A 16,699-nucleotide genomic window follows, 5' to 3' on the forward strand; every position below is an offset into this window, starting at 1 on the left:
TCTTTAACTTATCGTCCACTGAGATAACGAACGTTTAAAATCAGAATAATCAAACTCGTTCAGTTTATCTATTTTTCCAGAGCGTCTTTCACAATAAACCGATGGCATTTTTAAACGATTAAACCAGTTTAATTTCACCATGGTATAACCTGCACTGTCTAATAAGTGCAATTTTTGTCCTATCTGTAATGGTTGTTCAAATTGAGTTTCACAAAATTGATCCCCCGCTAAACAAGAACATGAACCGATAATGTATTCATATTGACCTTGCTCTGAGGCTTCTAGTATCGAGGCGGGTTCATTATAAATTAATGTATCTAAGCGATGCGCTTCTGTTGCTGAATCAACAATGGCTGTTTTTTTACCATTTTCAACAATATCCACCACACTAACAACCAAATCGGCCGTTTTTGTAATAATGGCCTCACCCGGCTCTAAATACAGCTGCACTTTGTGTTTATCAGAAAAAGCTTTTAATACTGTTGCGAGCTTATCAACATCATAATCTGGCCATGTAAAGAAAACGCCTCCCCCCAGACTTACCCATTCAAGAGTATCTAAATAAGTACCAAATCGAACTGAGATGGCATCAAGGAGTGACGAAAATGCGTCTACACTTTTATTCTCACAATTCATGTGAAACATCACACCATTGATATACTCAAATACATTGGTATCAAGGCGATCCGCTTGAACACCTAAGCGAGAAAACTCACGGGCTGGATTGGCCAGATCTTGTCCTGCATAGCTAACACCAGGATTTAACCTAAGACCGACAGACACTTTGCCTTCAACTAAATGTCGATAAGCAGTCAACTGAGATTGCGAATTAAAGATCAATTTATTACAAATTTCGATGACTTCTTTCACATCGTCTTCACTGTAACCCACACTGTAAGCGTGTGTCTCACCACCAAACGTTTCGTGCCCCAGTCTCACTTCATAAGGTCCACTGCTTGTTGTACCGTCTAAATACGGTTTAATCAGATCAAAAACACCCCATGTTGAAAAACATTTAAGTGCCAACACAAGCTTAACGCCTGATTGTTCTTTTAATCGTTTTGCCACTTCAAGATTCGCGATTAACTTCGCTTCATCAATCATAAAATAAGGCGTTTTCAATTCACTTTTTTTTAATTGATCTGTCATGATACTCATCTCTGCACATCGAATAAACCGATGCAATTTTTCAAAGAATCACACCGATTATTATCGTATTTCTATTATTTTAAAATATTAATCGTTGGCTGTTTTGGTGTGAGTTCTTGAACATGCCAATCTAAACCAATTTGAGGCATTGTTTCTAGGAATGGATCCGGATTTAACTGCTCCATATTAAACACACCAGCCGCAGCCCACTCACCACGGAAATACTGTAAAGCGGCGGTGATAGCGGGAACCCCTGTTGTGTATGAAATAGCCTGATGCTCTACGTCTTTGTACGCCACTTCATGATCGGCGTTGTTATAAATGAACACACTACGCTCTTTACTGTCTTTCTTACCTTGTACCCACGTTCCTATGCACGTTAGTCCCGTGTAACCCGGGGCAAGAGAGGTTGGATCAGGTAACAATGCTTTTAGGACATGCAAAGGCTGAACGACAGTTCCATCATGCAATGTCAGTGGCTCTGGGCTTAATAGACCAATATCGCGCATACAATTAAAGTAGTTCAAGTAGGTATCACCAAAACCCATCCAGAATTCAATTCGTTTAGCAGGAATAAACTCTTTCATTGAACGTACTTCATCATGCGCCATTGAATACACTTTATGGGTGCCACAATGTGGAAAATCAAACTCTAACATACGGGTATGGCAAGGCACTTGTCTCCACTCTTCGTTTTCCCAATAGAAAGAATCCCCTTGGATTTCTAGCATATTCGTTTCTGGATCGAAGTTAGTCGCAAACTTTTTACCATGATCGCCATTGTTAATATCCATGACATCAATCGTGTCGATCTCATCAAACAGATGCTTAACCGCGTAAGCCGCAAATACACTCACTACACCCGGATCAAAACCGGCACCTAAAATACCCGTAATGCCCGCTTCTTTAAATTTTTCACGGTAACCCCATTGCCAGTCATACGCTTCTGGTACTTGCTGCCCTTTTGAACATAAATCCACAGCAACTGAGGTATCTAAATAAGAGACTTTCGCTTGATAACACGCTTCCATAATCGCGATATTAACCCATGGAGGACCTGCATTAATAACCAGATCAGGTTGAACGTCATTAATAAGGGTAATTAGAGCCTCAACGTCATCGGCGTTCACTGATTTTGCTTCTAACTTTTTTGTCGGATCTTTTAGGTTATTTTTTCCCTTAATTGACTCGATGATTTTTTCGCACTTTTCAATGGTACGAGAAGCAATCGTGATATCACCCAGCGTGTCATTATTTTGCGCCGCTTTATGGGCAATAACCCACCCAACACCACCTGCGCCAATTTGTAAAATAGACATAATTATTTACCCTTATTTGATAGTTCTACGGCCAACGTATTAATTTTTTCCAGCAAAGATTCAAAATCAGACATCTTTAAACATGGATTAAGTATGGTTAATTTCAATGCGGTTTTATCACCCACAATCGTTTCCCCGAGAATGGCAACACCTCGAGTTAACGCTTCAATCCTTACGTTCTGATTAAGACAATTAAGACGTTCAATGTCATGATTAACGACACGAAATAGGACGGTTGATAATGCAGGTTGAGCAAGTAATTCAAAGCATTCATTTTGTTTGATTAAGCTTGCTACTCTTTGTGTTTGATCCAGCAAATGGTCATACATATCACCTAATACGTTAGGCCCCACATTCTGCATCGTCATGAATATTTTTAATGCATCAAATCGACGAGTCGTTGCTATGGATTTATCGACTAAATTAGGAAGTTCATCATGCTCTCTATTTAAATAATCCGCATGATGAAGTAAATATTTAAAAGCCGATTGATTCTTTAACAGCAAAGCCCCACAGCTAATGGTTTGATAAAATAGTTTATGAAAATCAACACTTAAAGAATCAGCACGATCGATTCCATTTAAACGCTTTTTATGGCTACTGAGTATTAATGCCCCTCCATAAGCACCATCTACATGAAACCAAAGATCATGTTCTTGGGCGGTATCCGCTAATGCAGATAAATCATCGATAGCACCATGGTCGGTCGTCCCAGCGGTGCCAACAAGTACAAATGGGATCAATCCATTGGCTTTTAAATCGAAGATTGTCTTATTAAGATCTGCAATTTTTATGGTGCCATTATCATTTGTCTCAACACTGCACACCGCTTTTTCACCAAGCCCTAATAGAGACGCTGATTTCTGTACCGTAAAGTGTGATTTGTTAGAGCATATAATACGCAGCTTATGTGCATATTCTGGAAGGCCTTGTTTTTGGATTGAGTGCTGGCTGATCATATCCGCAATCCAGTCCCGAGCTAACAGTAGCCCCATGAGATTACTTTGTGTTCCACCACTGGTGAAAACGCCATCTGAGTCAGCACCTAATTGATATTTAGTACAAACCCAATCAATGACTTTCTGTTCAACATACGTCGCTGAAGAAGCTTGATCCCATGAATCCATTGATTGATTTAGCGTTGCAATCATTACTTCAGCGGCAATCGCGGACATCAATGGCGGTGTATGCAGATGGGCAATACAGCTTGGGTGTTGAACAATAATTGAGTGCTTAGCAACAAGATCCGCCATATCATCAATAACATCATTAATGGGTGCGTTATTTGTATCTAAATTCACCGCATAAATGGCTTTCTCTAGTTCTTTTGGATCTAAACCTGAATACGGGGCTGTCGTTTGCTCAAAAACAGCTTTCATTGCTTTTGTTGTGTGATTCATCACTTGAGAAAAAGTGTCACTTCCACATTTCCCAGTATGAAGAAAGTGAGACCTCCATTCTTCACGCACTTCATCACTCTCAATCGTGTCACTCACACCACCACAAGCAATCATCGCATCTTCAAGTACACGTAGAGCAAAATCAATTTGTTCAAAACTGATAATAAGAGGGGGAAGAAAACGAATAACAGAACCATCACGTCCCCCTTTTTCAATCAGCAAACCACGCTCCAATGATGCCCTTTGAATCGCTAAAGTAAGAGCACCATCAGATTGAGGTTCATTAAATTTATTTTTACTGCCGTCTGGTTTTTGAATCTCAATACCTAGCATCAACCCTTTACCACGGACCTCTGCAATGCAATTAACGCGTTGTTGTAACGCCTCTAAACCTAAACGAAAATATTTACCCGCCACAGTGGCATGTTCTACCAAATTATCTCGCTCAATAATATCTAACGCTTTTGTCCCTGATACCATTGCTAACTGATTACCACGAAATGTTCCTGTATGCTCACCCGCTTTCCATGTATCGATGCTCTTATTAAACACCAACAGGGACATTGGTAAACCGCCGCCAATGGCTTTTGATAAACATAAAATATCAGGAGAAACATTGGATTCTTCAAAAGCAAAGTTATAACCAGATTTACCAACACCACATTGAATTTCATCTAATATGAGTAAGATCTCATGTTCATCACACAAGCGTCGTAACTCTTTCAACCAAAAAACTGGGGCAGGAACCACACCACCTTCACCTTGAATGGGTTCGACAATCATCGCCGCCGGTTTCATAATCCCAGCTTCATCATCACTTAATAACCGTTCAATATATTGGATACTGGCTTTCGCACCATCATCGCCACCAAGCCCAAAGGGACAGCGTAAATCATAAGGAAAGGGCATGAAATGAACATCAGACATCAATCCAGTGCGTCTAGATTTCGTTTCAAGATTACCCATCATCCCCATCGTGCCATTTGTCATACCGTGATACGCCCCACGAAATGCAAACATCGTATTTCGTCCCGTTGTTTGCTTAGCCAGTTTTATGGCCGCTTCAACAGCGTCAGCACCTGATGGACCACAGAACTGAATTACGGCGTTTTCAGAAAAATAAGACGGTAAAAAACGTTTCACTTTTTGAATAAAGGTATTTTTAACTTCCGTTGTAATATCCAAAGTTTGATAAGGCAAACCTGAATCTAATTGATCTTTTAATGCTTGATTGATTTCAGGATGGTTGTAGCCTAGCGCCAGTGTTCCAGCTCCTGCCAAGCAATCTAAATAAAGTTGTCCGCGCGTGTCTTCAACTAACACACCAAACGCTTTTTTTATCGCTATTGGTAAACGTCTAGGATAAGAGCGAACCTCTGATTCATGTTCAGTTTGTTCGATTAGAGCTTTATCTGGTGTTAGATCATAGAGCTTATCTAAAATCGGAACCTGAAGTGAAAATGCAGACGTAAGTATCGAGTTATCGACATTAAATACAGAACTCATTGTTGTTACCTTGAAATATGTTTTCAAACCTCTTTGTTTTTAACGCATAACAAAACACCCCGAAAAACAGGATATAGAGAGCGAAAAATAAAAGTGGCACAGCAAAGTATCCCAATGACTTACTAATAAGTCGGGATCTTAATATCACAGGAGTGATTAAATGCTTTAAGCTAAATCAAGGTTCAGTAATGCTACCGTTTTCAACAACAGGGCATGTTGGAAGAATTGAGCTGATTGGAGTATATAATTTGAATGTGTACATGTTGGGTTTCCCGTTTATATGGCACCGTTGCCACTAGTATCCCTTCTATCAGTAAAGTTTTACTGATACCTACCTTACGTAATGTCACCAGCTTTAATGGTCATTACGCGTTTCCCCCAGAACTTACCCCGAGATTGTGAAGAAAAATACCATATCCATTCATAACATGACAATTCTTTTTTATAACATTATTATCATTAATGTGAAATAACCGCTTATTTACCATTACGTTAAGAACAAGCTGATAAATAATCTAACACTCACCTCCACCAAACAGTATGTATTGTTGTTGATAGTGAATTTCATATTCATATACTGCAGACGTTAAAAAGCCCGACCATTTCTGATCGGGCTTATTAATTTTGGAGCGACACACGAGGCTCGAACTCGTGACCTCAACCTTGGCAAGGTTGCGCTCTACCAGCTGAGCTAGTGTCGCATGCTATATCTTTCGATATAGACATTTAAATAGATGGTGCCCCGGGCCGGACTTGAACCGGCACAGCGCGAACGCCGAGGGATTTTAAATCCCTTGTGTCTACCAATTCCACCACCAGGGCACGCAATTCTTTATTGCGATGCACCCAACCAATGTGCTTTATAAATAAAGCGGGTTAGACACCATCTTAAACAGTCTGCCAATGTTACTTGACTGCTTGTACAAAATTTGGAGCGACACACGAGGCTCGAACTCGTGACCTCAACCTTGGCAAGGTTGCGCTCTACCAGCTGAGCTAGTGTCGCAAATGGAGGCGCGTCCCGGAGTCGAACCGAGCTCCACGGATTTGCAATCCGCTGCATAGCCACTCTGCCAACACGCCATTCCAGCCCTCAAAGACTTAACCAATTACTTAGTTGCCTTCCTCTTGGGTACGGGATGCATTCTACTGATTCAGCATCTGTAGTCAACACTATTTTTCTATTTTTGTTCCGTTTGAATAAAATGCGATCAAAATGAATATAAAACACACTAAAAATGCAGTATTCAAACAAATTAAGATAAGATAACTGTAGAAAATAAGAATAAAACAAACTAAAAACTAAGAATAAAAAGCAGCAATATCAAAACTCTATACTTTATTTTGTTATAAATACAAAAAAAGCGAACCTAAGTTCGCTTCTTCATCTCAATCACTGACTAATCATCAGCATTAAGTAGATCATCTTTCGCTGCAGCAAGATATTGCATCATTGACCAGTACGTTAGTATGGTGGCTACATAAAGTGCAACATAACCAACCCACACCATCCAATCATCATAACGCCAAATTAAAACCCACAATGCGAACATTTGAGAAACGGTTTTAACTTTTCCAACCCAAGAAACAGCAACACTTGCACGTTTACCTATTTCTGCCATCCATTCTCTTAAAGCAGAAATAATCAGTTCACGCCCTATCATGGTAATCGCAGGAATTGTGATCCAAATACTATGATAATGTTCGGTAATTAAAATTAAGGCCGCAGCAACTATTACTTTATCTGCTACAGGATCTAAAAAGGCACCAAATCGAGAGGTTTGTCCTAGCTTTCTTGCTAGTAACCCATCCAACCAATCAGTAAAGCCTGCTACCCAAAAAACCATCGCAGCAGCAACTGCAGACCATTCATAAGGTAAATAGAAAACAACAACAAACACTGGAATAAGTGCAAGTCGGATAAACGTGAGTATATTTGGTATCGTTAATCGCATAATAATTCTTTAGTTTTGGTACGCGGGTCTATGGTGCGCTTTTTTTACCCTTGTTTCAACGCATCCTGTATTTTTTCTGCTAAAGAGCGGCTAATACCTGGCACTTTGCTTATTTCTTCAACACTTGCCTTTTTTAATTCTTGTAGACCACCTAAATATTGTAATAATGCTTGTCTCCGCTTAGGACCGACACCTTCAATGTGTTGCAATGTACTGGTTTTTCTTACTTTAGCGCGCTGAGCACGGTGCCCGCTAATCGCATGATTATGACTCTCATCACGAATATGTTGTATTAAATGCAATGCAGGCGAATCACTTGGCATCGAAAACTCTTCTCCTGTAATTTTCACCAGAGTCTCTAGCCCATGCTTTCTTGTCACTCCTTTTGCAATCCCAAGTAATAACGGTCTTTTAGGCCAATCTCCCCAATGCTGACGAATAACGTCGTAAGCTCTGTTCAATTGCCCTTTTCCTCCGTCAATAAACACAATATCAGGGATTTTATCAATATCCAATTGCTTACTATAACGACGCTCTAAAACTTGAGCCATCGCGGCGTAATCATCCCCTCCAGTAATACCGGTAATATTGTATCGACGATATTCCGATTTTACTGGCCCTTCTTGATTAAATACAACGCATGACGCAACGGTTTTCTCTCCCATCGTATGACTGATATCAAAACATTCCATACGTTGGATAGATGCTAAAGAAAGCGCTTCTTCTAACTGTTTAAATCGCTGATAAACCGTAAGCTTATGGTTAGCCTTACTCGTTAAGGCCGACAATGCATTCGTATCCGCGAGTTTTAAATAGCGACCTTTCATTCCTTTAGGGTTTAATTGAAATAACACTTTACGGCCAGACAGCTCCGTTAATGCCTGCTCTAGCCCTTCACTCTCAAATTCAAAACTGGTAATCACTCGATTGGGAATAGTGCGCCCTTGACTATGGTTTAAATAATATTGAGTGAGAAAACTAGAAAACACTTCCTCTTTCTCAGTTTTAGCTGGAATTTTAGGAAAAAAGCTACGGCTGCCTAAAATCTTTCCATGCCGAATCATTAACAAGTGAATACAAGCGAGTCCATTTTCAATTGTAAAACCTAATACATCAAGATCGTCACTACTTTCATCCGAAACATATTGTTGTTCTTGTACGCGTCTCATTGATTGAATTTGATCACGAATTGTCGCTGCTTTTTCAAAATTAAGAGCCTGACTCGCCCCTTCCATTTGTTCAACTAGAGATTGAATAACTTGTCGATCTTTCCCTTGCAAAAACAATCGAATAAATTCAGTTTGCTCGGCATAATCTTCATCACTAATAATGCCTTTTACGCATGGTGCTAAACAGCGACCAATTTGATGCATTAAACAAGGTCTATGACGATTTGCATACACTGAATCTTCACATTGACGAATAGGGAATAGTTTTTGAATTAGATGAAGGGAATCTCTAACCGCTCCTGAATCAGGATAAGGTCCAAAATATTCTCCTTTTTTTCGTTTCGTACCACGATGAATGGAGATCCTTGGATGCTTATGATTCGAAATAAAAATGTAAGGATAAGATTTATCATCACGCAGCAGCACATTATATTTAGGTAAATATTGCTTAATATAATTATGCTCAAGAATTAATGCTTCAGTTTCTGTATGAGTGACCGTAACATCAATTTGTGCAATATGAGTGACCAAGGCTTTGGTTTTTTCTGAAGGGATATTACTGCGAAAATAGCTCGATAATCGCTTTTTTAAATCCTTTGCTTTACCGACGTAAATAACCTCAGCTTCGGCGTTATACATTCGATAAACGCCGGGCTGATGGGTAACTGATAGTAGAAAAGCTTTTGAATCAAAAGGAGGCACTACAGCGTCTCAGCATCTAATATGCCATGACGAATAGCTAAATGCGTTAATTCAACATCTCCACTAATGTCTAATTTACTGAATAATCGATAACGATAACTGTTCACAGTTTTAGGGCTTAAATTAAGTTGTTCGGAAATATCCGTCACTTTTTCGCCTTTAGTAATCATGATCATTATCTGTAACTCACGCTCTGAAAGTTCTTTAAAAGGATTTTCAGAATCAGGCGTAAATTGACTTAACGCCATTTGTTGAGCAATTTCTGGTGATAAGTAACGCTGGCCACTTTGTACCATACGAATAGCATTCACCATTTCATCCGGTCCCGCACCTTTGGTTAGATAGCCTGCAGCTCCCGCTTGCATCACCTTCGTTGGGAATGGATTCTCAGTATGAATAGTTAATACTATAACTTTCATATCTGGGTTAAATCGTAAAATCTTTTTCGTGGCTTCTAAGCCACCAATACCAGGCATGTTCATATCCATCAGAACAATATCAGCCTGCTCTGTTCGACACCATTTAACGGCATCTTCACCGCTGTCAGCTTCCCCTACTACTTTAATTCCACGGACGTCTTCAAGAATACGTCGAATCCCTGTGCGAACCAGCTCATGATCATCTACAAGGAATACTTTAATCACAACTGACACTCCGAATTAATCTACAGCCACCTCGGCTGAGGCTTATCTCAATGTCCTATTTTACCTTAAATAAAAAGTAATGCGCGCATTGATTATGCGTTAGGACGCAAATTTTTGCTATTAAAAGCCTATTGACTTTACTAAGTTTTTTAGATGTATTACTCAATATATAACAAAACTAATCGTTAGAATAGACCTAATTGAGAAGCCGATAATTCAGTAAAACTTAAATTAACAAAAGGAAGTATGCCCTCAGCAATTGGCTTTAATTGTTTCTCAACATAGTGATCATAATCAATCGGATTTTGGCGATATTCAATGGGTTCAGGACCCGCTGTCGTTATTATGTATTCAATCCACCCCCCTTGTTGATACATGAGTGGTTTTCCTAATTTTTGGTTTTGTGTATCGGCTATTCTTGCCGCCTTCACATGCGGTGGAACATTCTTTTGATATTCATCTAACTGTCTACGTAAACGCTTACGATAAATTAACTTATTATCAAATTCACCCGATTTTGTTTTATCAACATATTCACGTACGTACTCTTCCACAGCTTGTTGATGAAATACTTTATCAAAAAGTACCTTTTGAAACTCTTGAGAGAGAGGGGTCCAATCGGTTCTCACCGTTTCTAATCCTTTAAAAATGATCTCTTCTTTATCGCCTTTTCTAATCAACCCTGCGTAGCGTTTTTTCGATCCCATTTCAGAACCGCGAATAGTCGGCATTAAAAAGATACGATAATGCGTTTCATATTCAATTTCTAAAGCAGAGTCTATTGCGTATTCAGACTCTAAATGCGCGGTCCACCATTGATTAATATGATCAACTAACTGTTTGCCTATTTTATCCGCTTCATCAGATGGCATAGATTCCCCCAAGGTAACAAAGGTGGAATCGGTATCGCCATAGATCACTTCATACCCTTGAGATTCGATAAGCTCTCTGGTTGTTTTCATTATTTCATGCCCACGCATCGTAATTGACGACGCTAAACGATGGTCAAAAAATCGGCATCCAGATGATCCTAACACCCCATAAAAAGAATTCATTATGATTTTAATTGCTTGAGAAAACGCTTTTTCATTATTTTTCTTCGCGACATCTCTCGCTGACCATAAGGTTTCGATCAAATTAGGTAAAAAATGTTTTGTTCTATGAAAACGACCACCTCTAAATCCTTCGATAGCTTGCCCATCATCTATCCCCGATTCTAATTTTAAGCCTTCAACTAGCCCCAACGGGTCAATACGAAAGGTTTTAATAATAGAAGGATAAAGCGACTTAAAATCAAGGACCAATACCGATTCATATAGACCCGGTTTAGAGCTCATGACATAACCACCAGGGCTTGCAATCCAATTCTCACTTTCTAAATTCGGAGCAATGTACCCTGCTCTATGCAATCGAGGTAAATATAAATTAGTGAAAGCGGCAACCGAACCACCAACACGATCGAGTTCGATACCGGTCAATTTCGTTCTTTCAATAACAAACTCTAGTAAATGTGTTAGTTCAAAAATACGAGTAACTAGCACACAATCTTGAAGATTATATTTTGCTAATGCGCATTTATCTTCACGGTACATACGGTTTATCTCACCCATCCGATCACTCGGATCATGTATCGATTTCCCTTCATTTAATAATTCTTGAGATACCGACTCTAAAGACCAACTCGAAAAATGATATGTCGCCGTTTTTAACGCATCAATGCCATCCAAAACCACCCGACCGGGAAAAGATAAAAAACCTTGTTGCCTATTTTTATTTGATTCTCGAAAATAAAGAGAGGAATTCCCTCGACCTAACCGAAAGGCAAGGTTGTGCCATTTGGCTCTTTTAATTAGTAAATTAAAATCAAAGTTAATGACATTCCATCCAATAATAATATCGGGGTCAAACGTTTGAAACCAAGACTCTAGAGCAAGAAGCAATGCTTTTTCATTCTCAACCCATTCTATCGGTAAGTCACTCGTCTCTTCTGGCCCTACCATAATGATACGAGTATCACGCTCACAGTGCAGCGCTACAGAATATAAAATACCTTTTTCTGAACACTCTACATCTAATGAAACCACACTGAATTCAGGTGTCATTTCTGCGGATTTAATTTTTACATCTCGATATTCAACGTATCCTTTTCTTTGTCGCGGAGTACCAACAAAAGCCATTCCTCCACAAATAAAACGTTCCATTAAATAACGATCGGCTAAACGAATATCACCTTCAAAAGTCGGCAGTTGATGATCTTCAAATAGGGCTGTTGCTACTCGTTTTTGCTGAGTACTCGAAAAATACAAACCAAAAACAGGCTGATGCTGAAAAGTATGTAAAGAGGTCGATTTAATTGAATAATGAATATGTGCGTTCGTTAATATTGACTCATATTCAGCTTGTCGTTCTTTCAAAAAGAAAATAACAGCCAATTCATTTTCAATTAATAAATGTGCTATATGGTCATCACATTTAACCCATAAATCGACGAGGGAATGGTCTCTGATGTCTTTATTCTGACGAGTTAATAAAAAGCCGCAGTGAGGAGAGTTCAATCGTTAACCTATTCTTCTTTCTATGTTATTAAATTCGCTCACAACCCAATCTCCAAATTCTTTTAATAAAACAAGAACTGAGCGCTTAGGTACTTTTCGCCCTTTTAATAATAAAACAACGCGTTCTATTTCTGTCTGCTTTTCAGGATAATATTCTAGAAATTTGCGTGCACATAAAATAGGATGATCATACCAGCCCTTATCTTTATGCATAATAAGAGAGTAACAACTTCTTAATAATTTCTTTGCTATGGTTTTCTGTAATTGAACTTGAGTATTAATATCTTGGCTAGCGGTGATTTTTTTTATGTACACTTGTAACCATTCTTCAATGTCCATATTCATGTTTTTAGCAATTTCCCAGCTCGGTTCAAAATCACCAAAACGAGTAGAAAGATCATCACCAAAAATACAAACACAACAGTGACGTAACCAAAATCCCCAACTGAATATAGATTCTAATTGCAGAACTTCTGATGCAGTACCGATGTTGAAAGTAACCCCGGTAATTTGTGGATATTTAGACTGAAAACGAACCTTAATTGTATTGATTAATGTTTGTTCTTTGTTTGTTAAAGGAACGGTGGTAATTAAAGTAACATCTAAATTTGAACGGCCCGGAATCGCCTCTCGTCTTGCCACGCTACCATATAAATAAATACTGTGGATTGACTTAGGAGCAGCAGAACGAACATGCACCATCAAGTCTTTAATTGCCGGTTCAAATACAGCTTGAAATGGGGAGTTTTTATCGATGAGAGGCAAACTATAACGAGACACAAAGAACTCCTAAAAGCATATATGAAGCGCCATGATCGCGATTAAACAGAAAAATAGCAATAAAAAACCGGCAATAAAAGCCGGTTTTTTAAGAGTTAAAAAAAGAGAGGATTAAGCGGTTACGCGACCCTTCTTTGAAATTACCATCATTGCGCCACAAACAAGAACAAAGGCAACGGTTGATGCTAAAAATGACATCCATACAGAGTTAGTAAAGCCAAGTGCTATATAACCAACCGCTGAAACACCGGCAATAGATAACGCATAAGGTAATTGTGTCGATACATGGTCTATATGGCAACAACGAGCCCCTGTTGAAGACAAGATTGTTGTATCAGAGATAGGAGAACAGTGATCACCAAACACAGATCCAGCTAACACAGCACCTAGCATTGGTAAAATGAGTGCGATATCTGTTGCACCAGCCATGTCTCCTGCGATAGGAAGCATAATACCAAATGTACCCCATGACGTACCTGTACTAAATGCCATCAAACCTGACAATAAGAACAAAATAACTGGGATCCAATGAATACCAATACTGCCTTGAGCTAAGCTAGACAAATATGAACCGGTTTGCATATCACCGATAACAGAACCAATTGTCCACGCAAAGAATAGAATTAGTATTGCGCCAAACATTGACTTAGCACCAATCCACATTGTGATTGCAATGTCTTTCATTTCTATATTTTGGCGGAAAACCGTAATTAATGCAGACGCTAAACCAAGTAAAGCACCGTAACATAATGAGGTTCCAACATCGGTATTCTCAAAGGTACCCAGAATATTGAACTCTTTACCATCAGCGATTAACGCTTGAGCACCGGTATAAACCATGAAGAAAATAGTCGCGACAATTAGTACGATAATTGGAAAGATTAAATCAGAAACTTTACCAGTATCACTTTCTGTGATGTTTAGCTCTTCATTTAAGTCTTTCGATTCTTTATCAACCGCTTGATCATCAAAGCCATTACCACGATTAGCTTCATTTTCATGATCTCGCATCGGACCAATATCTAATTGGAACCAAACGACAGCAAATACCATTAATAATGCAAATACCGCATAGAAGTTCATAGGAATGAGACGAACATAAGCGCCCAGTGCTGAATATTCAGTCACTCCATGAGAAACTAAAATACCACCAATAATAGTAATAATGTATACACCCCAGCTAGACGCAGGCATTAGTACACACATAGGAGCGGCTGTTGAATCTAAAATATAAGCTAACTTAGCACGTGATACATAAAAACGGTCAGTTACAGGGCGGGATATTGAACCAACGGCTAAGCTATTAAAATAATCATCAACAAAAATAAACACACCTAAGCAGGCTGCCAATAATTTTGCTCCACGTTTACTTTTAATACGTGTTTGTGCCCATTCAGCAAAAGCGCGTGTTCCGCCTGATAGGGTTAAAAGTGCTGTTGTCATTCCTAATAAGATTAAAAAAGCAACAATACTCATATTCCAGCTATTTATTGCTCCGTCAGCAATAAATACACCTTTAACTGAATTAAAGACATACGTGCTTGTGCCAGAAATAGAATAACTTGATAATAAGATAGCACCTAAAACGATACCCACACCGAGAGATAATAAAACTCGACGCGTAATGATAGCTAAACCCAGTGCAACTAATGGGGGCAATATTGAAATTGGAGAATTGGAAAAATCGGCTAAATTCATGATCTACAACAACCAGTTTGGTTGGAGATCTACTGTAGATACGGTATATACCGTTATAAGGAAGTGAATGTAATAAAACCATTCCCCCACAGTAGCGCTCCATAGTTAAAAAATAAAATTGACTATGGCAGTGTTATTCCTTTTCGAAATAACCCCAGCTAACCTGTTTGATAACAGCACTAACTTCGGCATTGACTCCTTTCAATTGCAGTCATCGGTTATCAACCTCGAACAATTTACTTTTAGGCAATGCGCCTCTACCCGTTTAGGTGGAGTTATTGTACGGATTGAATACAACTTTGCAATACTATTCTGAGAATTTTAACATTAAAAACCACGCATAGGTAGAATGAGATACTTTAAAACTAACATTTAATTATCTCACAATAGAGACATATCACTTTTAATATTATTATCATTAATAATTAATTATTTCCTTATCCCATAGTTTGATATATTATTTAATGGTTATATAAAAATTACATTATCAAATTAATATGGAATCAAACATGTCTGATACTATTAAAACATTACTAAACCTACGTAGCCTACGTAGCCTACGCGCGTTATCTCGTGAAATGACATTAGAGCAACTAGAAGAAGCGCTTGAAAAGCTTCAAGCAGTTGTTGCTGAACGTCAAGAAACAGAAGCTGAAGATCGCGCTCTACTTGCTGAAAAACAAGCGAAGCTTGAAGAATTCCGTCAAATGATGATTGAGAGCGGTATCGCTCCTGAAGATCTACTAGACACAATGTCTTCTACTACAGTTAAAACAAAGCAGAAACGTGCTCCACGTCCAGCTAAGTACAAATTCTTAGACCACGCTGGCGAAGAAAAAACATGGACAGGCCAAGGCCGTACTCCATCAGCACTTCAAGTACACCTTGATTCTGGTAAATCATTAGAAGAGTTCGCTATCTAAATTGTTCTTATAGAACAATGCGATTTCGATAAAAAGCCATTCTTTTGAATGGCTTTTTTTATTCTAAATATCTATTATTTAGAATACGTATGCTATACCAACATTACCCGTAGAGCTGGTTGTGTGCTCTATCATCGGACTTTGCTCTAAATTCCCTTCAAGGTTCACATATCGTAAGCCCCCCGTCACTCTTATATTTGGGGTTACGTGGAAATAAGTCGATAATCCAATAAAAAATTGGCCATCCCAATCAGCATCAAACTCTTCAATACCGCTTCTCTGGGCTTCTTCAGCTGATACCCCATAAAGGTGATTGTTTAACCGTTGGCTATTATATGAATAACCAAAAGATGGGGTTACGGCCCATCCTTTCCCTCTAATCGGTAAACGCCATGCTGCTTCTGCATATAATCCATTATGCGCTCTACCAATATCAGTCCCTCCGGTGAACTCAATGATCCCTATATGAGTAATTATTTGATAGCTAACCCCACCTAGCACCGTACTTTTTCGTTCATCTAATTGCTGCATCTCTGCATTTTTAGAATCTTCTGGTTGAAATGTTCGAGGATCATATACAAAACGAAAGATAATATTTTGAGGTGAGCCAATAGGATATAAACGATAACCACCATTGAATCCACGCAAAAATATATGCTCTCCCTCATAACCAATCATTGGTATTACCGTTGTATTTGATGGTGTTTCTTTATAAAAAGAGGGGGAATATGCTGCTGCAGCACCAATAGACCATTGAGATATTTTTGCATTTACACTATTGGTTACGAGCAATACTGCTCCTAGGATGAAACCACTGACTAATTTATTCACTACATACCCTTTATACGTTTAATTATCGATGATTATATCAATTCTATTATTTATACCTACGTACTATA

Annotated in this window: 11 protein-coding genes, 4 tRNA genes and 1 riboswitch; of the genes, 1 reads left to right on the forward strand and 14 read right to left on the reverse strand. The window is 38.7% G+C overall.

Translation table 11 applies throughout. The features are described 5' to 3' along the window. Nucleotides 1-3: 3 nt before the first annotated feature. The 13 genes from nspC to VSAL_RS11265 form a co-directional block, all read right to left on the reverse strand. Nucleotides 4-1,149, reverse strand: coding sequence for a carboxynorspermidine decarboxylase (nspC, locus tag VSAL_RS11205; protein WP_012550662.1), 1,146 nt, complete (start codon nt 1,147-1,149; stop codon nt 4-6). Nucleotides 1,150-1,223: 74 nt separating this feature from the next. Next, nucleotides 1,224-2,468 carry a carboxynorspermidine synthase gene (locus VSAL_RS11210; protein WP_012550663.1) on the reverse strand — a complete coding sequence of 415 codons (1,245 nt, stop codon included), beginning with the start codon at nt 2,466-2,468 and terminating at the stop codon, nt 1,224-1,226. A gap of 2 nt (nt 2,469-2,470) precedes the next feature. After that, the gene (locus VSAL_RS11215; protein ID WP_012550664.1) at nt 2,471-5,374 is read right to left on the reverse strand and encodes a pyridoxal phosphate-dependent class III aminotransferase; all 2,904 of its coding nucleotides are present in this window, start codon (nt 5,372-5,374) and stop codon (nt 2,471-2,473) included. Between the two features lie 625 nt (nt 5,375-5,999). After that, nucleotides 6,000-6,075, reverse strand: a tRNA-Gly gene (locus tag VSAL_RS11220). 34 nt (nt 6,076-6,109) lie between these two features. Then, a tRNA-Leu gene (locus tag VSAL_RS11225) sits at nt 6,110-6,196 on the reverse strand. Nucleotides 6,197-6,304: 108 nt separating this feature from the next. Beyond that, nucleotides 6,305-6,380, reverse strand: a tRNA-Gly gene (locus VSAL_RS11230). A gap of 3 nt (nt 6,381-6,383) precedes the next feature. Further along, nucleotides 6,384-6,457: transfer RNA gene (locus VSAL_RS11235), tRNA-Cys, on the reverse strand. Nucleotides 6,458-6,774: 317 nt separating this feature from the next. Then, the gene (pgsA, locus tag VSAL_RS11240) at nt 6,775-7,329 is read right to left on the reverse strand and encodes a CDP-diacylglycerol--glycerol-3-phosphate 3-phosphatidyltransferase (protein WP_012550665.1); all 555 of its coding nucleotides are present in this window, start codon (nt 7,327-7,329) and stop codon (nt 6,775-6,777) included. A 44-nt stretch (nt 7,330-7,373) separates the two neighbouring features. Continuing rightward, on the reverse strand, nt 7,374-9,200 hold the full coding sequence (uvrC, locus tag VSAL_RS11245) for an excinuclease ABC subunit UvrC (RefSeq protein ID WP_012550666.1): 1,827 nt from the start codon (nt 9,198-9,200) through the stop codon (nt 7,374-7,376). Beyond that, complete coding sequence (gene uvrY, locus VSAL_RS11250) at nt 9,200-9,844, reverse strand: UvrY/SirA/GacA family response regulator transcription factor (protein ID WP_012550667.1); 645 nt, start codon at nt 9,842-9,844, stop codon at nt 9,200-9,202. The genes uvrC and uvrY overlap by 1 nt, the downstream gene beginning before the upstream one ends. 185 nt (nt 9,845-10,029) lie before the next feature. Continuing rightward, nucleotides 10,030-12,399: a DNA polymerase II gene (locus VSAL_RS11255; protein ID WP_012550668.1), complete on the reverse strand. Its 2,370-nt coding sequence runs from the start codon at nt 12,397-12,399 to the stop codon at nt 10,030-10,032. Nucleotides 12,400-12,402: 3 nt separating this feature from the next. Further along, nucleotides 12,403-13,179 carry a nucleotidyltransferase domain-containing protein gene (locus VSAL_RS11260; RefSeq protein WP_012550669.1) on the reverse strand — a complete coding sequence of 259 codons (777 nt, stop codon included), beginning with the start codon at nt 13,177-13,179 and terminating at the stop codon, nt 12,403-12,405. Nucleotides 13,180-13,290: 111 nt separating this feature from the next. Then, the gene (locus VSAL_RS11265; protein WP_012550670.1) at nt 13,291-14,877 is read right to left on the reverse strand and encodes a Na+/H+ antiporter NhaC family protein; all 1,587 of its coding nucleotides are present in this window, start codon (nt 14,875-14,877) and stop codon (nt 13,291-13,293) included. A gap of 84 nt (nt 14,878-14,961) precedes the next feature. Further along, a riboswitch (Lysine riboswitch) is annotated at nt 14,962-15,145 on the reverse strand. A gap of 241 nt (nt 15,146-15,386) precedes the next feature. On the opposite strand from VSAL_RS11265, the gene VSAL_RS11270 reads away from it, so the two are divergent. Next, complete coding sequence (locus VSAL_RS11270; RefSeq protein WP_012550671.1) at nt 15,387-15,800, forward strand: H-NS family histone-like protein; 414 nt, start codon at nt 15,387-15,389, stop codon at nt 15,798-15,800. A gap of 78 nt (nt 15,801-15,878) precedes the next feature. Here VSAL_RS11270 and VSAL_RS11275 read toward each other — a convergent pair whose 3' ends face one another. Continuing rightward, nucleotides 15,879-16,631: a MipA/OmpV family protein gene (locus VSAL_RS11275; protein ID WP_012550672.1), complete on the reverse strand. Its 753-nt coding sequence runs from the start codon at nt 16,629-16,631 to the stop codon at nt 15,879-15,881. Nucleotides 16,632-16,699: the final 68 nt, after the last annotated feature.

It is taken from the genome of Aliivibrio salmonicida LFI1238, from assembly GCF_000196495.1.
Classification (GTDB): domain Bacteria; phylum Pseudomonadota; class Gammaproteobacteria; order Enterobacterales; family Vibrionaceae; genus Aliivibrio; species Aliivibrio salmonicida.